Annotated in this window: 22 protein-coding genes, 1 pseudogene and 1 riboswitch; of the genes and pseudogenes, 5 read left to right on the top strand and 18 right to left on the bottom strand. The window is 48.8% G+C overall.

Annotated elements, in window-relative coordinates; all coding sequences use genetic code 11:
• Window positions 1-283: 283 nt before the first annotated feature.
• The 11 genes and pseudogenes from B7E11_RS19125 to B7E11_RS19075 all read right to left on the bottom strand — a co-directional run bounded on the left by B7E11_RS19125 (window position 284) and on the right by B7E11_RS19075 (window position 10,982).
• Complete coding sequence (locus B7E11_RS19125; protein ID WP_245809767.1) at window positions 284-742, bottom strand: hypothetical protein; 459 nt, start codon at window positions 740-742, stop codon at window positions 284-286.
• Between the two features lie 604 nt (window positions 743-1,346).
• Window positions 1,347-1,943 (bottom strand): LuxR C-terminal-related transcriptional regulator, encoded by a 597-nt coding sequence (locus tag B7E11_RS19120; protein WP_245809855.1) that lies wholly within the window; start codon window positions 1,941-1,943, stop codon window positions 1,347-1,349.
• The gene (locus B7E11_RS30380; protein ID WP_245809854.1) at window positions 1,831-3,372 is read right to left on the bottom strand and encodes a sensor histidine kinase; all 1,542 of its coding nucleotides are present in this window, start codon (window positions 3,370-3,372) and stop codon (window positions 1,831-1,833) included. Before B7E11_RS30380 ends, B7E11_RS19120 begins: the two co-directional genes overlap by 113 nt.
• A 137-nt stretch (window positions 3,373-3,509) precedes the next feature.
• Window positions 3,510-3,595, bottom strand: a riboswitch (cyclic di-GMP riboswitch).
• A gap of 285 nt (window positions 3,596-3,880) precedes the next feature.
• Window positions 3,881-4,960, bottom strand: coding sequence for a hypothetical protein (locus tag B7E11_RS19110; RefSeq protein WP_080837530.1), 1,080 nt, complete (start codon window positions 4,958-4,960; stop codon window positions 3,881-3,883).
• A 386-nt stretch (window positions 4,961-5,346) separates the two neighbouring features.
• Window positions 5,347-5,538 carry a DUF2933 domain-containing protein gene (locus B7E11_RS19105; RefSeq protein ID WP_080837527.1) on the bottom strand — a complete coding sequence of 64 codons (192 nt, stop codon included), beginning with the start codon at window positions 5,536-5,538 and terminating at the stop codon, window positions 5,347-5,349.
• Between the two features lie 26 nt (window positions 5,539-5,564).
• Window positions 5,565-5,795 (bottom strand): SHOCT domain-containing protein, encoded by a 231-nt coding sequence (locus B7E11_RS19100; RefSeq protein WP_080837524.1) that lies wholly within the window; start codon window positions 5,793-5,795, stop codon window positions 5,565-5,567.
• 55 nt (window positions 5,796-5,850) lie between these two features.
• Window positions 5,851-7,344 (bottom strand): annotated as a pseudogene (locus tag B7E11_RS19095) (IS5 family transposase).
• A gap of 77 nt (window positions 7,345-7,421) precedes the next feature.
• Window positions 7,422-7,961: a YdhK family protein gene (locus tag B7E11_RS19090; RefSeq protein ID WP_080837522.1), complete on the bottom strand. Its 540-nt coding sequence runs from the start codon at window positions 7,959-7,961 to the stop codon at window positions 7,422-7,424.
• 82 nt (window positions 7,962-8,043) lie between these two features.
• Window positions 8,044-9,099, bottom strand: coding sequence for a F510_1955 family glycosylhydrolase (locus B7E11_RS19085; RefSeq protein ID WP_080837520.1), 1,056 nt, complete (start codon window positions 9,097-9,099; stop codon window positions 8,044-8,046).
• Between the two features lie 27 nt (window positions 9,100-9,126).
• Window positions 9,127-9,777 (bottom strand): phosphatase PAP2 family protein, encoded by a 651-nt coding sequence (locus tag B7E11_RS19080; protein ID WP_213084144.1) that lies wholly within the window; start codon window positions 9,775-9,777, stop codon window positions 9,127-9,129.
• Window positions 9,774-10,982: a D-alanyl-D-alanine carboxypeptidase family protein gene (locus B7E11_RS19075; protein ID WP_139787255.1), complete on the bottom strand. Its 1,209-nt coding sequence runs from the start codon at window positions 10,980-10,982 to the stop codon at window positions 9,774-9,776. Before B7E11_RS19075 ends, B7E11_RS19080 begins: the two co-directional genes overlap by 4 nt.
• A 100-nt stretch (window positions 10,983-11,082) precedes the next feature.
• Here B7E11_RS19075 and B7E11_RS29680 point away from each other — a divergent pair, with 100 nt between their 5' ends.
• Complete coding sequence (locus tag B7E11_RS29680; protein ID WP_176220817.1) at window positions 11,083-11,253, top strand: hypothetical protein; 171 nt, start codon at window positions 11,083-11,085, stop codon at window positions 11,251-11,253.
• A gap of 62 nt (window positions 11,254-11,315) precedes the next feature.
• On the opposite strand, the gene asnB is transcribed toward B7E11_RS29680, so the two are convergent.
• Window positions 11,316-13,256 carry an asparagine synthase (glutamine-hydrolyzing) gene (gene asnB / locus B7E11_RS19070; RefSeq protein WP_080837517.1) on the bottom strand — a complete coding sequence of 647 codons (1,941 nt, stop codon included), beginning with the start codon at window positions 13,254-13,256 and terminating at the stop codon, window positions 11,316-11,318.
• 2 nt (window positions 13,257-13,258) lie between these two features.
• Here asnB and B7E11_RS30375 point away from each other — a divergent pair, with 2 nt between their 5' ends.
• From B7E11_RS30375 to B7E11_RS19050, 3 genes are read left to right on the top strand one after another with little or no spacing between them, the layout of a single operon-like run.
• Window positions 13,259-13,870, top strand: coding sequence for a DUF6431 domain-containing protein (locus B7E11_RS30375; RefSeq protein WP_338026234.1), 612 nt, complete (start codon window positions 13,259-13,261; stop codon window positions 13,868-13,870).
• A 37-nt stretch (window positions 13,871-13,907) separates the two neighbouring features.
• The gene (locus B7E11_RS19055; RefSeq protein WP_080832320.1) at window positions 13,908-15,260 is read left to right on the top strand and encodes a DDE-type integrase/transposase/recombinase; all 1,353 of its coding nucleotides are present in this window, start codon (window positions 13,908-13,910) and stop codon (window positions 15,258-15,260) included.
• A complete protein-coding gene (locus B7E11_RS19050; RefSeq protein ID WP_080832321.1) occupies window positions 15,253-16,053 on the top strand; it encodes an ExeA family protein in 801 nt (266 codons plus the stop codon). The genes B7E11_RS19055 and B7E11_RS19050 overlap by 8 nt, the downstream gene beginning before the upstream one ends.
• Before the next feature lie 182 nt (window positions 16,054-16,235).
• Here the strand turns inward: B7E11_RS19050 and B7E11_RS19045 are convergent, their stop codons facing one another.
• Genes B7E11_RS19045 through B7E11_RS29675 form a run of 5 tightly spaced genes read right to left on the bottom strand, consistent with a single transcriptional unit; the run spans window position 16,236 to window position 18,992 of the window.
• A complete protein-coding gene (locus B7E11_RS19045; RefSeq protein ID WP_080837513.1) occupies window positions 16,236-16,754 on the bottom strand; it encodes a TlpA family protein disulfide reductase in 519 nt (172 codons plus the stop codon).
• Window positions 16,755-16,774: 20 nt separating this feature from the next.
• Complete coding sequence (locus tag B7E11_RS19040) at window positions 16,775-17,491, bottom strand: cytochrome c biogenesis CcdA family protein (RefSeq protein WP_080837508.1); 717 nt, start codon at window positions 17,489-17,491, stop codon at window positions 16,775-16,777.
• 54 nt (window positions 17,492-17,545) lie between these two features.
• Window positions 17,546-18,412, bottom strand: coding sequence for a M56 family metallopeptidase (locus tag B7E11_RS19035; protein WP_080837506.1), 867 nt, complete (start codon window positions 18,410-18,412; stop codon window positions 17,546-17,548).
• Window positions 18,391-18,813 carry a BlaI/MecI/CopY family transcriptional regulator gene (locus B7E11_RS19030; protein ID WP_080837504.1) on the bottom strand — a complete coding sequence of 141 codons (423 nt, stop codon included), beginning with the start codon at window positions 18,811-18,813 and terminating at the stop codon, window positions 18,391-18,393. The genes B7E11_RS19035 and B7E11_RS19030 overlap by 22 nt, the downstream gene beginning before the upstream one ends.
• 26 nt (window positions 18,814-18,839) lie before the next feature.
• Entirely contained in the window at window positions 18,840-18,992 is a 153-nt protein-coding gene (locus tag B7E11_RS29675; protein ID WP_176220816.1) for a hypothetical protein, read from the bottom strand.
• Between the two features lie 243 nt (window positions 18,993-19,235).
• Between B7E11_RS29675 and B7E11_RS19025 the strand changes: the two genes are divergently transcribed.
• Complete coding sequence (locus tag B7E11_RS19025; protein ID WP_080840888.1) at window positions 19,236-20,822, top strand: multicopper oxidase family protein; 1,587 nt, start codon at window positions 19,236-19,238, stop codon at window positions 20,820-20,822.
• Window positions 20,823-20,868: 46 nt separating this feature from the next.
• On the opposite strand, the gene B7E11_RS19020 is transcribed toward B7E11_RS19025, so the two are convergent.
• Complete coding sequence (locus B7E11_RS19020; protein ID WP_080837501.1) at window positions 20,869-22,110, bottom strand: hypothetical protein; 1,242 nt, start codon at window positions 22,108-22,110, stop codon at window positions 20,869-20,871.
• Between the last annotated feature and the right edge of the window lie 47 nt (window positions 22,111-22,157).

Genomic DNA, 22,157 nt, shown 5'->3' with positions numbered 1-22,157 from the left:
GCGGCTCCCTCCCTTCCTTGCTTTGCGATTGCCGTATTACACCTCACCCTCCCTTCGAAAAAGTATCGGGAAGCCTTTATCCGCGATACTTTCGCAAATAAAAATGACAGGCGATTCCGGAGTGCCGGACGGCCTGTCTCACATTTTTCTACAGTACCAGATTAGCAGGTTTTTGTTTCCTTGTCGTCATACCTGAACCGGTAATTTATTTTACTTCAAGTGGTAGTCGAGTGGTAGTCGAGTGGCAATGGCGTCGCATCGGGAAACACATATCAAGCGATTGCTATTGCTGTTCCCATAAAGGTTCATCGTGCAACCCCAAAATGGAATCGTCTCCGCCCACAAAGCAATAGATCCGTTCCAATATTCGTTTGCGTTTGTCATAATACGTTTTCGATGATACGCCCAGCTTTTCCATGGCGTCTGCATTGGGGAGACGATGTCCGTACCGGTCCGAGACGAATTGCCGTTCTTCCGGTTGAAGCGATCGGATCGCGCCTTCCAGCACCTGGATTTTCAGTTCCAGCAGCGGAATTTCCGTCTCCCGCAACTGCAATCGCCGGATCACTTCGTGCAAGATGGCTTCATTTTTGTGCCCTTTTCCGTAAATGGCAACCTGTTCGAATTTTTTCGCCAATCCCGGAATGTGCTTTAATTGCTCTTTCATCTCAGCCAGCCGGGATTTCCATTCGGGCAGAGCGAGCAGCCAGCCTTCCACTTGTTCATAAGGAACACGGGACATCACCAGCCCCACCCCCGCTGCCGCAAACGCCGATGCACTCTGACATGCCAGTCGTGACGCATTAATTGGGCATAGTAAGCAAGAGGCAATTTCCGTTTTCCCGGTTGGGGATGTTGAAGCGGGCGAATGTGTACTTTGCACGTCGATACGCCGGATGGAGTCTCCTTTACCGAAGCACCAATCATAATCGAATCAAAATCCACGATAAGTTTCGCTCCTTTCATTTTCATGAATGAGCGCGCTCTTTAGTCCGATTGTATCTCCGCTTTCTCCATAGCGTCAGGTCGATCTTTTTATAGAACCTTTCGGGAAAAGGTTCTATTTTTTCTGGAACCCCCTCGGGGTATAGACCCGGAAAATTGATAGTGAAAAGAACAGGAGAGTTGGATTTAAGGAGTATCTTATGGAGGAGAAAATTGCAGGGGAACGATGAAACGTGCAGCACATCAACGGATACGACACTTTCCGGGCAAGCATCGACTTGGATACCTGCGCCGCTGGTACAGTACGATCAGATGATTTCCATATAAATGACAATAGCACCCCACCCGGTTTTGGGCGAAAGTGCTATTGTCGGCTTCCTGTTCCGGAGCAAAAGAACATCCTACAATATTCCTTTCATTTTCGCTTTTCTGGCGGCTTCCTTGCCGGTATGAACCTTTAATTTCCGGATCACCTGGTTCACATGTTTTTTGACGGTGCTTTCGGTAATATGCAGACGATCCCCGATTGCGGAACGGGTATGTCCATCGTGCATGAAACGAAGAACTTCGAATTCCGTTCGCGTTAAGCTTTGCCGCAATTCGTTTCTTTTCATCCGGACAAATTCAGACCGAAGCGCGCCCGCGGCGGAAGCATGGATGGAGGATCGGCCGGCATATGCGGCTCGAACGGCCTCCGGAATATCCTCGATCGCCGTCTTGACAATATAATTGAAAGCTCCGTTGCCAAACGCCTCGGAAATGATCTCGGCTTGATCCATCACCGTAAGCATGATCACTTTCGCCCTGCTGATGGAGACGATTTCGAGCGCCGCATCGAGCCCGTCGGCGGCGTTCCCGTCCAGCACCACATCCAGCAGCACCACATCAATGTCCAGCATGCCGGCAATGCGGATCGCACCCACTTTCGATCGGGCCGTTCCGACCAAAAACAAATCCGGTTCCCGGTTCACCGTTTCCGATATATATTCGTTCCACACCGGATCGTCTTCCACCAACAAAACTTTGATCTTGTTCATCGTATTCCTCCCATCGGTTCCATGGCGACGAATGGCGGAAGACCCGTTGGATGGGAAAATGGAGCGTACATGTCGTGCCGGTTCCGGTTTGACTCTGCACCTCGATCGATCCCTGATGTTGCCGCATCACTTCATGGCTGTAGAACAATCCCATTCCGTCGTTCGCTTCGTTCGATTTGGTGGTGAAACGGGGCTCGAAAATATGCGGCATCGATTCCGGCGCAATGCCGCAACCGGTATCACGAACGATGATGTCCATCGTTTCCGGCGACAGACTCGACGATATTGTCAAACTCCCTCCTTCGGACATCGCTTCGATGGCATTGAAGAATAGGTTTCTCAATACCTCCTGCAAGTGTGCCGGGTCGCAATACAAGACAATCGATTCATCCAGTTCTTTCCGAACAGCAAGTTTTTTGTTGCGGAATTCCCAAGCCAATCTGCACAACGTGTTTTCAACGAGTTCGGATAAAACGCAAGATTGCTCATACAGAACCAGTTGCTGTGAAGGATGACGAAAACGGACGGCGATGGCCATCATCCGCTCCGTCGCATCGATCAGATGCGATGCATCCCGGTAAAGCTCCTGTTGTTTGGTCCGTTGGACAAGAAAAAATATGCGCCTCGCCGCCACCTGCATTTTTCCGAGCTCGCTTTTGAAGGCATGATAGAACATGAATATAGCAGGCGTCTTCCCGTGCAGATCCGGGGAATCCGGATATTTCTCCAATCGCAGTCGAACGCCCAATATGCCATAGCGGACGGAAAACGCGTAAAAGCAAATGCAAGCCGCGGTGATAACGGCACGGTTTGCGTTGATGATCGGATGGAATCGGAGCAAGGGCAGAATGAAGTCGAATAACAGCACGGAACTGGTTGCCGGTACGATTATCCAACAGACCAAACGGTGTTGCTGACGGATCCTCTCGTCCGCTTCACGATAAACCAGCCTCAGACATACCGCGGCTGCCGTCATGTAATAGAGCGCGGCCCAGAACGGCATCGGATGCACATCGTCTTCAAGTCGGGAACCTGCCGAAGACAGAAAAAACATGGCCAGGACCGGTGTAAAGGCAACAGCGATTACGCATCGTTTCCATCTCCTCCGCCGTTGAAACCAACCCGTATAGCTCAAACCGAACATCAAGAGCAGATAAGGCGGCATGTACATGGCCAAGAAGCAAAGCCATCCCTTTACCCACTCCAACCCGTCAGTGATCGGATCGTATGCCAAGGACGCGGCTAAGGGAATGATCTTCTCATCCACTGCGGCAGACAACTCCCCGAATACGGAGAAAAAAGCGACTCCGCCAGCCCAGCGATTCTGCTCGCTTCTCGGTTGGGAAAACAGCAGAATTGCCGTCACCGACCATAATGATAGGACCAGCATAACCACATCAGATCCCTCCCTTGGCGAGGTTTTCCTATTCCCGGCTTCTTCGACGCCGTGGCTTGATTCCAACCGTTCCCAAACGACAAAAAAAGACACGTACCCTAACCGTGCCTTTCCCAAGAAGCCTGTCTTTTTAGGGTAACCCGGCGATCATAGCCTTGCGGCCGCAGACCCGTGGCTTTGCGTCCCCGTCTTTCGAGCGGGTTTGCCATTTTTCCTTCCTACAGCTTCCTATTCATTTGGACAATCAAGCGGATGTGTGCTTTGCTCCCCTCCTTTTTACGCATCAGATTTCATACGCGAGCACGATGTGCAGAGATGAGATGATTCTATTATACTGCAAATCTGTCATAAATGGTAACAGAAAATGGATATATAGGCCCAATCTTCACGGTCATTATCCTTAGTCGATTATCTGACAATAATTCGACGACTTATTACTGCTGTATGACAGCATTTAAATTTGGGTGGCACATGAAGTAAATTTGAGTTATAAGTGAATTTCTTAGTTGTGAGTCATGCCTTGCAAATCAGTACCTTGTTGAAACTCCATGAACATGATGTTCTTCTCGATTTCCACTTGGGTACTGAACGGAATCTGATGAAAATCGCCCAAAATAAAAGCATGCATAAAAGGGGGCATCGGATGGGCCGCCATTGGCCGCAGATATTGCAGGTAATCAAGATAGACCTTGGGCAATACCGTACCTGTTAGGGGGAGCTGCGGCGTATGTTTGCCCATATGAGACAGCGGGGCCGTGATCATGCCATACTTCCAGAAGGCCGGGAAGAACGTAAAGGCATCACCTTTCATTATTTCGTTGCGTCCCCATCCCATTCCCGTTGCTTCGCTTTTTGTTCTTGAAAAGTTCACCGCAATATCTTCCGGTGATTCTCCTCCGAAACGTTCCACGTGTCCTTGTACGATTTTGCGGCAGGCTTCTTCGACTTCGGCAGACACCGTGTTTGTTGATCCTATTATCGAGACGTTTCTCGTTGCTTCGTTCGTCAAAAACCTGGCGGTCCATTCGGGTAAAGAATCCTTATAGGTGTACAAGAAAGGAGTTCCCATATGCGCCGCAAATCCGTATGCCGGCAATGCTTCTACCGACTCTTCAACGGATATTAAAAATGTGTTTTTCGTTACCATCTCCGGCATGGTATCCGGCAATAAACGCTTCCGCCACTCTGCAATATGGATTGACTGCACAACAGGGTCAGAATGATGAAAATGCAAAGTAGTATAACCTCTGCCATGGAGTTGTTGGATAGCCGATGGGTTGAATTCGCCGATTAAAATAACGTGAGGCACATTCTTGCCGGCAGGCTGCAACCGGTTGATTTCATTCCATACCAGCTCCGACAGCGTTCCGTGATTGACAAACAAAATAGGAGCATTAATCGGAAAGTGAATAAGCGACACAGCTGGCACGATCGTACGAAAATCGTCACCGCTGACTAAAATAACTGAATTTGCGCGCCAACTTACCGTCCTGCTGGGATAGATCATTTGAGAAACTGCAATGGACAGCGCCTCCGGATCCGAAAGCGCAATACGTGTCGTATCTGGCGTATGATAAACCATAAAAACACCTCCACATCAGCCTATTCCGACGAATATGCGAATGTGTGCACCATTTTCACGCTATCCATCTAGATATCGAAAAAAAGAACCTTCTCGGCGAAGGTTCTGGAAATAAGGGGGTTTAGACCCCATTATCTATGTGGATGATTCCTGCGCATCATGAAAGGCATAATCACCAAATGAGACAACGGACAGATCAGAATCAGCAAGAAGAGCATGCCATTCCCGGTTGGCCCCGATGCTCTGCCGCTTAGGAGCAAGGCGGCAGCCAAAATAATCGGAAGCACGCAGCATAGGATCATCATCCAGTTGTGAGCCTTGCGGTTATGACCATGATCCGAATGATTGCTGTGATCGCTGTGATTACCGCAGCAACTCATCACTCATCATCCTTTCTGTTGCTTTAATTGTTGAATTTCCTGCAGCATCTGGCCATTTTGCTCCTTTAATGCATTCAGTTCCCGCGTCAATTGGTCCTCATTCCGATCCTTATGATCAGAATGATTACCTCTCATCATGAACATCATCGGAACCATCATAAGTGGGCACAACAGTAATGCAAGCCAAGACCAGTCCATCTTTCCATTCCTCCCTCGAAGAATCATCACTTCTGTTTGTTCCGCAATACATCTTTTATTCGCATAAATTCCTCTTCCGTTATTTCTCCACGCGCATAACGTTCAGCCGCAATCCGGTCCGCTTCTTTTTCACTTTTTCGCAAACCGGTATCGTGATGAATGGCCAACCTCGCGACCAGATAAATGACCCCAATAATAACCAGCAGGTTAACTACCCATCCGATCCAGCCCATTCCAAAGCCATATCCCATCATCATGGCTGTCTCGCTCCTTTCTTATCTTTAGTATAGGGCTTGCTGAACGGGTCACATTTTACGGCATCACGGGCAAGCGGAATGCAAGGGTCGACCAGAGCCATTGCAAAAAAGGCAAAAAGAGAACCCGGAGTCTCTTTTCGAGGTTCATGACCAGCAGTTGCAGCCCGATCACGGTCTTGCTCGTCCTCTGAAGACGCGCTCGAATACGGCCAAGCCCATAACTGCGCTTGCCTTCACCGAACTTGCCTTCCACTGCGTTGCGTGCGGCTGCATCTGCCTTCGCGATCTTCTTCTGCTCCTGCTGATCGGCGGACGGACGCCCCAACTGCGGTCCGCTCAGCCGAATTCCCTTCTCCTTGCAGTAGCGCAAGTTGTCGCGTGTGCGATAAATCTGGTCAGCCAGCACCGCTTTGGGATAATAGCCGAACCTGGCGCGGTAGTGTTCCACTGCATCCTGCAGCGTCTGACCTTCGTTGTAGCTGTCCCAAGACAGATACTCCCGGAAGGCATAGCCGTTCACCAGGCTAATCGCCAGCTTCGCGCCGAACTCGACGTTCGCCCGAGCTTTGCCACGCACGATCGGCCTCACGTGCGGCTGTGCGATACTGACAATCCGATCGGGTACGCTATGCGTTCGCTTGTCGTACATCGCTTGCTGCTGGCGATAGAGCTCTTGAATGACCAGCAGCTCCTTGTACATGCGACGCGGCAGTTGCGTCAGGCCGCCCGTCGTCTCGGCGAGTTCGGCGATGATGCGCAGATCACGGGAGACGAACCGCAACTGCTTGCCGATGGCTTTGCGCATCGTGCGCGGCTTCACGCGCCGCTGCTTGGCAATCGCCAGATAGGCTTTGCGGGAACGCTCTCGGGATGTTCTTGGCTTGCGAGGCTATCCGCGCTGCGGTTCATGCAGAATGTCGATCATTTTCTCCAGCTTTTCCCGGGCCTGATTCAGCAGAGACAGATCCGTCGGGTTGGCGATGACCGCCGTCGCGCAGGTGGCGTCCAGCAACAGTTCACCCTCGTTCGTCAGTTCCATCTGCTCAAGTTGCGGTACTGCGGACTCGTCCGATGCTGCGGCCGCTCCGTTACCGGGCTCATCGCCCTCATTGTCCGATGAATCATTCGCTTCACTCGACTTACGCGCTTCTTCCAGAGCGATCCATTCATTGACTTCATCGAGGATCTCGCCGCCCAGCCGCTTGCGGAAGTGTGTCATGAGCGAATGGTGAAACGGACGGCGGTACTGGTATTCGGGCAGACCGAGGAAGTGCTGCAGATACGGGTTCTCCAGAATCTGACGAAGCGTCTCACGATCATCGGTGCCCAGCCGCTCCTGGATGATTAGGGCGCCGAGCGCGACACGGATCGATACAGCCTTCTGACCCTTGAGGCTCTTTTTAAAGTTCTTCGCATACTTCTCTTCGAGTTTCCACCACGGAATCATTTGGGCGAGCAACACCCAGCGGTTATCTTCTGCGAGTTTCCCGCCGAACGGCAAAAAGAAGTCGCCTGGCAGGATCATCTGGCTCTCGGTTCGCTGATACAATTCGGACGCCTCCAAGTGCAAGGTTTTTCGCGGGTAAGTCCCTGTTTTCCTTGCACTTGAATTCGACAAAAGAGGTCCTAAACCCTTGTGGCTGTTGGACTTTTGATTCGTTCAGCAAGCCCTATGTACACGGTCGTTTGCTCGGACGAGTCAATCGTTGCCTGCGCGCCCTTCATTCCTTCCATGTGGTCGGCCTCAAGCGTAACCGTTGTCCCCGGCTTTAATGGTTCGCTGCCGGCGTCCTTGATATCTTCTTGGATCACCCACTTATGATTCGGTACTTTCTCGCCGCCGGTTGTTGGGGTATAAGTGACCGCATACGCTGTCGTATCATAAGCACCGACTACCGTTGCCTTTGCACCATCCATTCCCGGCATATGTTTGGCGTGGATAACGACTTCATCCCCCACTTTATAGGTCGGATTTTGAGCTTTCTTTAAGCCTTGTGGAACATCAGCAGAACCGGAATGCTCCATATCCATGTTCCCCATGTTGTTACCCATACCCGTATTTGTAGCATCGGCGTTATTAGGCTGATTGGTTGTATTGTTCTGGTTTCCACATGCGCTTAATGCGATCATACTTGCAATACCGAGCAGAACTAACGCTTTTCTCATGGGTGTCACGCACCTTTGCTTAGTTTCCTTGAATCCGCAACTCCATATTTTACCCAAAACCATTTTTGTGCTTACACAGGTCTTAGACCGGGATCATAACCTGCTTCCACGTGTCTCCTGCATCGTTCGTAATATAAAGTAGATTGTTGAAGGTAATAAAAGCAACCGTTTGAGATTGCATCGGGTTCTGTGCAACATATTCAATCATATCTCGATCCTCAAGATCAGGTAGGTTAACCGTCTCATTCTGTAATGTTTCCGGATTCACAAGCGTTAATTGGAAACCGCCCGCCCATAATGTTCCATCGTTATTGAAAAATAAAGATGTTGCTGGGCCGTCAACTCCGATCTTCTTAAAGGTTTGCCCATAATCGGTTGACAAGAAAGCCCCTTTGTTCGTGCCAATTGCAAGAGTCGATTCTTCGGTTGGATGAACCGCTAGCGCCTGTACCTGCCCTTCCAGTCCTGAGCTTTCACTCCGTGTCCAAGTTTGCGCTTGATCAAGCGAGTAATAAAGACCGGTCGAACTCATCTTCCCGTTGGAAGCTGGATTTAGGACGTAAATCGCGTGCGACTTGAATCCAACGCTCATGCCGTGAAAATCCATTTCCCCATACAAAGCCAATTGTTGAAACGACTGTTCTCCAACCGTGCTTTTAATAATTCCAAATGGGTCCTTCAATTTGGAGCCTGGCGCAGGATGACCGCTGCTATAGAATCCATCGTCCGTCGCGGAGAATCCCATGTAGTCGTGGTTCTGTCCTTCTACGGATGACCAATTTCCGTTTTCGTAATACCGAAGGCCTTCATGTGTAGCCAAAACTAATTTGTTACCGTCCGCCGTATAACTCATCCCATGGACATGCGTCATCTCGGCTGCATCAGATTTCGGTAGAGGTTTCACGTCCCGGGCAGTCGCCGCCCAGACAATGCCGCTAATGATTACCCCCAAAGTAGAAAGAATCGTCAACCAGCCTATTCCTTTCGTGACTTTCGACAGTTGATTCAATTTCTCACGGATTTCCTCATTATTAAATTGATCCAAATATTTTTTTTCTTTTCTCAAAATCACATAAGTAATCCATACGATTAAAAAAACGATGCTAATCCCAAGAAAAATAATAAACGAAAAATTCATTGGGAATATCCTCCATTAATCAAGAAGTTATGGTAACTCAAGCGGTTTTATTTGGGTCGTTAAGATAATCTGCGTCCGTCTCGCTCCCCGAAAAACAACTTCAGCCAAAAGCATTCCCCCCGCGACATCGGCGAGTACATGCTGTTTCATAAACAAGGTCGAGAGAATGATCGTAAAGGAAAAAGTATAGATAACAGCCACGTTCAGCCTATTTTTCATTTTACTATTCCAAATCGCCCTCATCATAAGATAGCTTGAAAAGACATGAATACTGGGAAAACAGTTGTACGGTTGGTCACGCCAATAAATAAATCTGACAAGTTGGCTTAGCGGATCATCCCCCGTCACAATCGGTCTCGGGACAGTCGTTTGGAAAACAGAATAAATGAGATAGCTAATAAGCGTCGATACAACGTATGTTCCTATCGACAGGTAATAAACTCTTCGATCTTTCGCATATAAGTATAGCAGACAGGCATAAATATAGAAGATCCATAACGCGTATGGAATTGCAAACACACTCAAGAACGGAATCTTCTGATCCAATGGGGTTGCCAAATGAAATACGGTCGAATGCGGTTTGTTCACCGCTGCATAAATAGTCCCGAGCAATGGAAAGATCAACAGCAAAGCGAGAGCTTGGTGTTTTCGTAATCTTGAGATCAAGTCTTTCCTCATCGCAACCCCATGCCTCTTCGTTTTTTTCTTCGCAACAGGGTTGCAATTAAACACAGAAACAGATTCATCAATAACCAGGTTATCCATATGGCGATCTCCCAGGCCGATCGTCGTTCAGGAGGCTCCGATTTGGTTTCTGCTTCTGCAGTTGCTTTTGAAGTTGGCCTCGGCTCTTGCTCAAGCCTCGATAATTGAACTGTACTTTTAAGGCCGCCGGTTGGCGATTCGATGGTTATGATTCCATTTTCATCCATGGAGACGATCGGTTCTTCACCTTTACGAACGATAACCCAAACCGCATCATTCGCTATAAAAGTTGAAGATGCCTGTTCCGATGCATTCGTTCGTGTCTCGTTTTTGTTCATCACAAGCTTCGTTTCGAAGCCTTCAAATCCATAATCAAGCAATGCCGTCATGTCCGAGAAAGCTTCCGTACTCGACTTGGATTTTAGAAGAACGCCGATGATTTCCGTGTTACCTCGCTTGGCGGAGCCGACCAAAGTATATCCGGCTTGATCCGTAAAGCCGTTTTTAATCCCGTTAGCGCCTTCATAGCTCCATAACAATTTATTGTGATTGACCAAGTTTGACTTCCATTCTTCCCCTTCCCATGGTTTGGTTTTTGTCGAGACGATCTCCCGAAACGTTGGATTTCTCATTGCATATCGAGCAATCAACGCCATATCCGACGCCGTCGTATAATGATCCGGATCATGCAAACCATGGGGATTTTGAAATTGCGTGTTCTCTACACCAATTCGTTCTTTTATAAATCGGTTCATTCGTTTGGCGAATTCCGCTTTACTGCCGTCTATATGTTCCGCAATCGCCGTGGCAGCATCGTTCCCGGAATTCATGAGAAGCCCGTAGATAAGATCGATCATGGGCTTCTGCTCTCCTTCCCCGAGATAGATCCGAGTCCCCTCTTCGTATCGAGCCTCCTTCGATACGGTTACGATTTCATCCGGCTTTGTCGTTTCCAAGGCAATGATCCCGGTAACGATCTTCGTGATACTGGCTGGATATTGGCGTTGATTTTCATTTTTCGAATACAGGACCGATCCCGTTTTCGCATCGATTAATATGGCGGATTCAGCATGAATATCCGGCTTTTTCCATTCTTCCGCTTGAGTCTTTATTGGATATGTGGTGAAAGTCAAAAGTACAAAACTGAATATAACGATCGTTCGAGTCCAAACAACCACTCAATCAAGCTCCTTCTCGTTAAATGCTTAAATGCAGTTTGATATTTTATACTACTTTTTGTAGTATTATAACGGAATCCTGAGGAGGTGAGATGAACCGATGAAGATTTCCAAACATTTGATGGTGGCGATGCTTCTGGCTATTATTTTGGTCGTGGCAGCCGGCTGCGGAAACAGCAGCAACAATACGCCGAGTCCTAGCCCGACGGTGACGAATTCGGACATGAGTTCCATGGATCCAGGGATGAAAATGGACGATACTTCAAAATAAGAAGTAAAATGAATGGACTCGGACAAATGTTGTCCGAGTTCTTTCGTTAGGTGATTCAATACTTAAACAATCAAATACTGCCGGGACATATGCTTTTGAATATAGATGGAGTGCCATAAAGAGAAAATATATAACGTCCAAAGTTTTCGCGAATAATCCCCTGCATCTTCCCTGTGCAACTTCAGCATGTTCCGGACATAATCCATCTGAATCCATTCGGAAATCCCGCTGTCGCTCATTTGTTCTACCATAATGTCACCCAATTCGCTATATAACCAATGCTTCAGAGGAACGGGGAACCCTAATTTGGGCCGGTCCAAAACGTGGGCCGGAACGATTCCTTCCATTGCTCGACGGAGTACGTATTTGGTTGTATGGTTCGAAATCCGATAAGCCGTCGGGATCTTACGAGCCACTTCAAATACTTCCTTGTCAAGAAAGGGAACACGAAGTTCAAGGCCGTGAGCCATGCTCATTTTGTCTGCCTTCAATAAGATGTTGCCTGGAAGCCATAAATTTAAATCGATCAGCTGCATTCGGGTGATATCATCCAAGTGCTGGCTTTGTTCATAAATCGGACGCGTTACTTCCGATGAAGGCTCCCATGAAGGAATCACACCGGGTCTAAACAATGAAACATTTCTTTTTTCAGCCTCATCAAAGATTCTGGCATTCCCGTAGAATCGACTCTCCAACGGGGTAAGCCCCCGCTGCAAATAATTTTTGCCGAAGAATCGAAAAGGAATTTTTCGAAGAATGAGTTCCAACTTGCTGCCCATCTCTTGCGGTATCCACGACATTGGTCTTAACGACAGAGGCTCTCGATATATTCGATAACCCCCGAACAATTCGTCGGCTCCTTCTCCTGACAAAACGACGGTCACTTGGCGTTTGGCCAACTTGGACAATCGATAAACGGCGATAGCCGATGGATCGGCGAGGGGCTCGTCCATATGCCAAACGGCCTTCAATGCATCCGCAAAGAATTGCTGAGGTGAGATCAACTCTTCATGATGCTCGGTTCCCAACGCATTTGCCGTACTTCGCGCGATGTTATTCTCGTTAATTGCTCCATGGAAACCGACTGAAAACGTCCTGGTTTCCTCTGCCTGAGAAAGGTACGATGCAATTGCGGTTGAATCGATTCCGCCGGACAAAAAGCAACCTCTGGCTACATCGCTCTGCCGATGCAAATCCACGGACTCTTTTAACTTGGCTCTTATCTCTTCAATGAACGTTTCAATGGGCCGATCCTCTGGCTCAAATTCCGGCTGCCAATATCGTTTTTTGACCACTTGCCCATTTCCGTTAATGAACATGAAATGACCCGGTTCCAACTTCCGTATCCCTTGGAACATCGTTAGAGGCTGCGGAACATATTGAAAGGTTAAGTAGTGCATCAAACTGTTGGTATCGACAGCAGGTTTTACATCATTTACCGCCAGAATACTTTTAATTTCCGAAGCAAATACATAATGGTACTGATCTTGGAAATAATAAAACGGCTTAATACCGAAAGGGTCTCTTGCAACAAATAAACGTTGTTTTCTGCGATCCCAAATCGCGAAACTGAACATTCCCCGCAAATGGTGCAAACACTCTTCCTCATATTCTTCATAGAGATGAAGGATAACTTCGGAGTCGGACCGGCTGCGGAACGTGTGCCCCTTATTTTCCAATTGATTTCGTAAGGATTTGTAATTATAAATTTCGCCATTAAAAACAAGCCAGAGGCTCTGATCCTCATTGGCCATCGGTTGGCTGCCGTCTTCGAGGTCGATGATCGATAGCCGGTTAAATCCCATCCCCATTCGTTCCATGGTTTTAATCCCGGTTTGATTCGGGCCGCGGTGCATCATTCGATCGGTCATATCTTTCACAAACGAGTAAGAAGGTTCATTGTTGCCGCCGAAAGATAACGTCCAATTGCTGGCGGGATTGCCTGTCCGAGAGTTGCTGAATATAATGACCGTATCACAGAAAAGGAAAAGGATGCCTCCCATGTATGTGGGCCTGCGGGAACAGGCTCACGGGATGCATCCCCCAAACAACATGGTCATTGTATCAAAGTATGAGCTGGATGAGAAGTCACCCGGCGTTTTTTGTTCGATGTGCAGAATTGGTTCCCTCTCCCTGCTGTGGAGAAGCGCTTAGTGTCATTGGCAGTCGGAAGCGGAAGCTCACCAGCGAGGACGGAGATCGCCGCTTGCTCGTCATTCGCCGGCTGCGTTGTACACAATGCCGGAAGATCCACCATGAGCTCCCGGATTGTGTGGTGCCGTACAAACGGTACGAATCGGCATGCGTGGAACAAGTCGTATCGGAACATGCGGCTCCATCTACGGTAGCGGCAGATGACGCGACTTTGCTTCGCTGGAAGAACTGGTTTCGCGAACAGACCACATACCTGCTCGGAGCTCTAAGATCTATCGCCATTCGCTTTCATCAGGACCCTGCGAAGAAGCCGTCCGTCTCTACGCAGACTGCACATCACCCTTTCGGACACTACGTCGGGGACGCCCCCGGCTGGCTGGCGCGAATTGTCCGCCCGGTCGCAAATTCAAATTTGTGGTTACATACCCGTTCTGCATTCTTGTCCGGCAAGATGCTGCGGTAGACTCATCTGGAAGTCTACCAAGCGAGGTGCAGAACAGATGAAAGATCAGAAGAAAGCAGAGGCCGTCGCGTCGGAACGCATGCAGCTCCTGTCACCGCTGCTGGCGGAAGGGCTGGACACCGCCAAAGCCAGCCAGATCAAGCGACAGATATGTGAGCAAACTGGACTCTCCGAGCGGACGCTGCGCCGGTATCTGGCCAAGTATCGCCAAGACGGCTTCGGCGGCCTGAAGCCACGAGGCAAGGGACGCCAGCCGTCAGAGGAGATCATTCCACCAGAAATTGTGGAGCAGGCCATTTTGCTGCGCCGGGAGGTGCCCGGCCGAAGCGTTGCCCAGCTCATTCAGATCCTGGAATGGGAAGGCCGTATAAAACCCGGGCAGATCAAGCGCAGCACGCTGCAGGAAAGATTAGCAGAGCGCGGTTACAGCACGCGCCATATGCGCATGTACGCCGAATCGGGCGTCGCCGCACGGCGGTTCCAAAAGCGCCATCGTAATCGCTTGTGGCACTCGGATATCAAGTATGGCCCGTACTTGCCCATCGGCCCCGGAGGTACCATGAAGCAGGTATTTCTGGTGACGTTTATCGACGACGCGACGCGGTTTGTGCTTCATGGCGAATTCTACCCGGTCATGGACAAGACCATCGTGGAGCACTGCTTCCGCCAAGCCATTCAGAAGTTCGGCGCTCCCGAGGCGGTCTATTTCGACAACGGCAAGCAGTACCGGACCAAATGGATGACGAGGGCATGCTCCAAGCTCGGGATCCGGCTGCTATTCGCGAGGCCCTACTCGCCGGAGGCGACCGGCAAGGTCGAACGGTTTAATCGCGTGGTGGATGCGTTCCTGAGCGAGTCCGCGCTTGAGAAACCGAAAACGCTCGAGCGGCTCAACGAACTGTTTGCCGTATGGCTGTCGGAGTGCTATCAGAACAAGCCGCATTCGGCGCTGGAGAACAAGCGTAGTCCGGAAACGGCGTACCGTAGCGACAAGCAAGCGCTTCGGTTCGTGGATCCGGACGAGCTCGCGAATGCATTCCTGCACTGCGAGACACGCAAGGTCGACAAATCCGGCTGCATCAGCTTCATGGACCGGAAGTACGAGGTCGGCCTGCCGTTCATCGGCTGCACGGTGGATGTGGTGTTCGACCCTGCGGACATCACCGAGCTTACGATCGAGTACGAAGGCCATATACCTTGGCGCGTGCGGGAACTCATCATCGGCGAACGCGCAGGCAAGCGGCCGCAGCTTCCGGAGCATATCGGTCCGCTGCCGGCAGATGCGTCAAGGCTGCTCGCGGCAGCGGAGGATCGCAGCAGGAGTCGCAAAGCGGAGCAGGCGCCGGCCGTGGCTTATCGCCGGATGACCAAGGAGGACGGTCATGTTTGAGTCCTTCTACGGCCTTACCCGCTCACCATTCTCCCGGGACATCTCGACCAGCGAGTTGTACGAATCGGTCACGCTCGAGGAAACGCTCGGGCGTCTGGAGTACGCTGCCCAGCGGCAGTGGTTTGCGGTTGTTACCGGCGATTGCGGCACGGGGAAGACGACGACGATTCGGCGGTTCACCGAAGTGCTGGATCCGGCAAAGTACAAGGTGCTCTACCTATCGGACTCTAAGCTGACGCCGCGGCATTTTTACAAGGGGTTGCTCGAACAACTCGGCTGCGAATCGAAGTTCTACCGCGGCGATGCCAAGCGCCAGCTGCACCGCGAGATTGAGCTTATGCGCGGTATTCATCGATTGCAGCCGGTTGTCGTCGTCGACGAGGCCCATCTGCTGGATCGCGAAATGCTGGAGGAAGTGCGTTTCCTGCTCAATTTCAAGATGGATGCACAGAGCCCTATGGCGCTCATCCTGGTCGGTCAAAGCGAGCTGTGGGATCGCCTGAATATGCAAGCGTATGCGGCGATCCGCCAGCGGATCGACCTGCAGTGCAAGCTGCCGCACTATGATCGTGCCCAGACCGGCGATTACATTAGGCGTCACATGACGTTCGCTGGCGCGGAGCATGACATCTTTACCGACAGCGCGATCGACGACATCTACCGATTCTCGAGCGGCGCCGCAAGGCTGATCAACAAAGTATGTACACATGCACTCATCTACGGCTCACAGAACAAACATCGGATCATTGACGATCATATGGTCAAGCGTGTCATCCAGGGAGAATTATCGTGATTCTCCCTTTTCCTTAAACATCAGGGGACAGATTGACCATCACCAGCAGGACAACTTACACCGTCAACTGGCGGGCATTATGCGTTGGCAGTAACAGTTCATAATTAACGTTAAGCAGCATCACGCCGGCAATTCCACACATGTAATCGTACTCCTCCACTTTCTTCACAATGCTAGTTTGCCTATGATTGTTTGATGGTTTGAATAATGGTCTGTTCTAACGAATCCGGAGATACAATGCCATAATTGATGTTACGGATCGTCCCTTTGGCATCGACAAAGTAAGTGGTAGGGTAAGATCGAACTTGATAAAGCTTGGAGACTTCGCCCTTTCGATCAAGCAGTACCGGAAACGGCAATCCAAACTTTCGAACAAATGCCGCAGCATCGGCAACATTATCGTCTGAAGTTGTATTTACGGCATAGAATTCAATTTGATTTTTATACTTGTCATAGAGACGGACCAAATCAGGCGCCTCCTTTTGACAAGGACCGCACCAGGAAGTCCAAAAATTGACTAACATCGGCTTCCCCTGTTGATCTGCTAATGCATAGGAAGTATCATCAAATCCTTGAAGGGTAAAATCCGGCGCTCGATAGCCTATTTTTGCCGTCTGTTCTTGGTTTGAACGGTTTGGCAGGACGATGGCGACAACGATCAAAATCACTACAATCGCCAAGAGCATCAGTTGCTTTTTCACTTGCCAATTTCCCCTCTCTTCTAAAAGCCGCGAAACCCGCCGTATATTCCGATCAATCGTCGCGTAATCATGCTCATTTGATCGGTATAGAGCAGGACCCCGGTTATGATCATCAGGACTCCGCCTATCTTCATGAATAGCGAGGCATGCCGGTTCAGCCACTTGATTCTGCCAACAAGGAAAGCCATCACCAAAAAGGGCACGGCAAAGCCCATTGAATAAATGGTCGTATACCCAATCGCTTTTGCCGGTTCGCTTACACCCATCGCGAGCACAGCCGCCAGTATTGGCCCAACACAGGGAGTCCAACCGGCAGCATACGTAATCCCGACGAGGAACGAACCAACATAGGAGACCGATTTCTGTTTAAAGATCCACCGCTTCTCCTTCATGATCAGCTTCGGTTTGAAGATCCCCAGCATGATCAGTCCCGTAATGACGATCAAAAGCCCCCCCAATTGTCTAATTAGATCTTGCCGCTCAGCGAACAAGCGGCCAATGAAGCTGGCGGATAAGCCCAGGGAATAAAAAATGATTGAAAATCCGGCGATAAAACATAACGCATGAGGCAGAACACTTCGCTTGACCGTTCCCCGTCCCTCTTGAAGTTCCTTAACGGAAACTCCTGACAGATAGGACAGATAGGTGGGGTATAAAGGCAAACAGCAAGGCGATAAAAAAGATAGTACACCGGCAACAAAAACGACCCCGAACGAAACGTCAGCCGTACCAAGCATAAGTGCCTCCATAGTTACTACATTTCGTAGTAGTAAGATTAAAAACAAAGCGGCTCAAGAACAGCCGCTCGTAACGATGCTGGCCAATAGCATCATAATCAAGGCAGAAAACATGAAAGGTATCGTTTCAAGTAAAGGTATTCTGAAAGTGGTTTTAGGGTCGATTAGTTGCTTTAAACGATAATTAATGGCTTGATCGGCAAAGCCGACACTTGCCGACACTTTAGAAAAAGTGTTAGAGCATTTAAGCAATACACTGGCAAGCTCGTAAGCGGAATTCATTCGTCGAACGGCATACTGATCGGCCTGCAGTTCAACGGATACTTCGACGAAGCGCGCCCACTGTTTAAGAATCGGAATAAAGGGAAGACTCTTCCTCATCATCGTTACCATTAATATCCGAAGAGGGTCAAGCTGCCTGCAGTGACTTCGTTCATGCCATAAAATAGCCTTAAGTTCACGTTCAGAAAAGCGCTCGACTAGTTCAGACGAAATGATGATTCTGGGGCGTAAAAAGCCGGAAGTTACGGCTAACAACCCTTGATGTCGAATGACCACAATCGGAAAACCCATTAATTGGAATGTTCGACTCGTTTGTTCAGTCAAATGTTGGTCTTGGTGCAGAAGGACAAATCGATTCCATTTATTAGCCTGCAAAATTTGCTGCGCAATGATCCAGAATGCTACACCAAAGCTGTAAAATATGGCAATATTTAGACCAACAAATACGGCTTGGTGCAAGATCGTTTGTTCACGAATCGCATTGACGCAATATTGAAGAAGTCCCCACTTGAGGTTATAGCCGCTAATTTCGTGTACAAGGTAAAGGATCATTTGCGACCAAGCGAACAAGCTCACCAACGTCATCAACAGGAAGATGAGATGATGCTTGCGGCTCTTCATGTGTTCTCCCGTTTCCATTCCTGAAGCCTTTTTTCCAACGTTTCAAGCAATTCGGGATCGGCTTGTTCGAAGGCATCCAAAAAATGATTCACCACCAGCGACCCATATTCCTGCACCAATCCATGCGTGACCGCTTTGGTTTGTTCCCGTAGAAACTCTTCTTTGCTTTGAGAAGGTTGATAATAACTGATTCGATTCCGGCCTTTTCCCGTCGTTGATTTCAACAGATGCCCTTTTTCATGCAATCGGTTCAACACGGTCATGACGGCTGTGTAGGATAGCTCCTCATCGAGAGAGGATTGGACTTCTTTCACATTAATATGGCCCGCTTTCCAAACAATATCCATAATTTGAGCCTCTAATGGCCCAAAGAATCGATTTAATCCCTCTTCGTTCAATTTCATTCGTTGTACTTTCATTTCAAGCCCTCCCTCCTCCCATCTTATCACACTTTTCGATCGTCTTCATAACCCGGTATACGCAAGGTTTCCTTTCCGCTCTCTTGGTTTGATGTTACTCCCCAAACCACAAAACCGGCAATGATCACCACAAATACAAGCAGAATAACCCGGGCAATTGTCGGTTTCTCTTCATCCATTATCATCAACCTTTTGATTTTATACTACAAATTGTAGTACCAACACATGCATACGTCAACCGTTCATTCGTGACATTTTGTTGTCTAGTCATCGTCCTCATCACTTCTTCACATTTGCTGTTTAAACTGAAAACATTCAAATTAAGATGAAGGGGTTGGACTGGATTGAAACAAAGATGGAAGTACAAAGTTGGAATTGTCATCGGCGCATTAGCAGTCGTTTTAGCGGGTTGTTCAAGCTCGATGGAAGGAATGGATCACTCCGGCATGAACATGGGAACCGAAAGCGCAGAACCATCATCGAACGCTTCCCTGACGGCTTCGCCGTCAGCCTCTCCTTCCGGCCAAACCGTGAAAACGGAAGTTCTGACGGGGAAAGAATTTAATTTGACAGCCGAAGCAAGCAACCAAGAGATCGCTCCTGGCAAAACATTGCCGGTATGGACGTTCAACAACTCCGTTCCCGGTCCGCAAATTCGCGTTAAGCAAGGGGACACGGTAAAAATCAATTTGAAAAACGAGCTGTCCGTCCCCGTAACGATTCATTGGCACGGCGTTCCCGTCCCTAATGCGATGGACGGCATTCCGGGCGTTACGCAAAACGCCGTTCAACCGGGTCAAACGTTCACCTATGAATTTAAAGCAAATGTTCCGGGAACGTATTGGTATCACTCTCACCAAGACAGCGTCAATCAGTTGGATCGCGGCTTGTACGGGTCCTTTATTGTTGAAGGAAATGACGATGAGAAGGTGGATCGGGATTACACCTTGATGCTCGACGAATGGATTAGCTCCGGAGAAACGATGGATATGTCCGGCGGAATGTCAGGTATGGATATGACTGACGGAGAGGACATGTCCGGTATGGATATGTCCAGCATGGATCACAACGGCATGGATATGGGTAACGACGCTTCTTCATCCTCGGACAGCAGCATGGGCACGATGTCCATGGGAGATGATATGAGCATGTACGACCTGTTCTCGATAAACGGGAAGTCCGGATCCCTTGTCGATCAGTTGCCTGTCAAAGAGGGCGATAAAGTCCGCATTCGGTTAATCAATGCCGGTTATATGTCTCACCAAATTCATTTGCATGGCCATGAATTCAAGATCATTTCGACAGATGGTCAACCGATCAATAATCCAGGGATTATTAAGGACAACGTCATCAACATTGCTCCGGGCGAACGGTATGACATTGAGTTTACGGCGAACAATCCGGGCCAATGGTTGATCGAAGATCATAGCGACAATAAAGCAGCTTCCGGAATGAAAGCCATGATTGTTTATGAAGGAGCTGCCGCGGGTTCCGATAAATCCAACGCTACCGAGAAGCTTGCAGCTGTAGATCTTACTCAATATGGTCAAGCCGGGAAGACGACATTCACCTTGGATCAAAAATACGACGTAGAGTATACGATGAATCTCAATACGGAAATGCAAAACGGGAATATGGTCTATACCATCAACGACAAAACATTTCCGAATACGGATCCGCTTAATGTGAAGAAAGGCGACACGGTGAAAGTGAAGCTTGTCAACAACTCGAAATCAGACGATCACCCGATGCATCTGCACGGACATTTCTTCCAGGTCCTTAGCAAGAACGGAAAGCCGTTGGAAGGCTCGCCTGTATTTAAGGACACGATCAATGTGAAACCTGGCGAAGAGTATGTCGTTGCCTTTAAAGCTGACAACCCGGGCAACTGGATGTTCCACTGCCACGATTTGCACCATGCTTCGGCCGGCATGGTCACGGAACTGAAATATACGGATTATAAGACCGATTTCGTAGCAGATCCGAATGCCGGCAATATGCCTGAATAACTTTCAAAAACGAAGGGAACGGTTTTAACCGCTCCCTTCGTTTTTCTTATGATACGGCTTTCCCGATCTTCTGCAGAACGGTTACGTCATTACCGAATTTACACATGGCATCGCAATCGCATCTCAAGTCCTTGAATAAGATATACGACAAGGTGACGGAGTCGATATGTCGGAATGACGGGCGTAACAATTGAGCTTTGATTTCTTTCTCCCTGCAATCTGGAGCCACTAAGTAAAAAGGAGCGGCTTTGGAAGGGATCGATAGTGATAAGTCGTTTAATCGCAAGATGCCCGAGTATATCGAGGTACTCTTCTCCACTTCAAAACCGCTGACAATTTGATGCGAGTCGTCCAACCACAGAACATCGATCAGCGAGACGGTATCCAAGACAGCATCCGGAATCCCTTTCAACTCCAATTTTTTGATGGACCATTCCCCAAGAGGCTGCTCATTCCATAAACGTTTATGGTCATTGCGTGCAATCCAGACTTGATATCCAAGAGAGCGGCCTAACTTGGCCAAATAATATTGCATCTCCGTATGCGCATGTTCCTCTTGTTCATCTGCTTGAACTTCTTTATGCCGTTTGTCTTTTGCCTTTGACCTTTTTTCGATCTCCCTCTCGATGATTTGAACCGAGTTTTCCTCTATAACCAGCCGATTGGTTCCAATTTCAAACAATAATCCCGCGATCGCGCCCAAATCCTTTGACAACAGGTTTCGATACTCAATATTTTTTGTTACGATCACTTCGCGCATTTCAAGGTATGCATCCCATGAACCCAACTTTTTCTTTTCTGAAAATAAGGCATTAAATCCATTCACGATAGCGGTATTAAAAGGAGGAAACCATGTCGGATGCAAAAAATAGAGAATATTCGCAACGGCAGGTCCCAATCCCTTGATTTGAAGAGCATTCAATTTCCCAATTTCAGCTATAACCTGCTCTTCTGCCGTTGCTTCCATGCACGCCTTCAAAAATCGGCCGAAAGCCTTTTGATTCGGTACATTCTCATAAATATCCGGGATTCGTAATTTCGGTTTCCAATAGAAAGCATGCGCAGCTCCTTCAAACACTTGCTTCTGTTCCGAAATGGCCGCCAGCACGATTTCAAGGCTGGAGCCCTTAAAATCATTTCCGAAGGTGCCGAGTTCGATCTCGAGAATAACTTTAGCCAGGCTCTTGCGGATGGTGCGAAACGCTTTCAGACGGTCATCGTTGTTGAGAAACCACGTATGATAAACCGACTCCGGATCTCGTTTGTATTCCTGAATAATGTCCTCCATTCGAAACCTTCTCCTTTGCCAACGTCCAGATATCTCCAACTAAAGTA

It is taken from the genome of Cohnella massiliensis, assembly GCF_900169535.1.
In the GTDB taxonomy this organism is placed as follows: domain Bacteria; phylum Bacillota; class Bacilli; order Paenibacillales; family Paenibacillaceae; genus Cohnella; species Cohnella algarum.
This window is presented reverse-complemented; position numbering and strand designations above follow the sequence as displayed.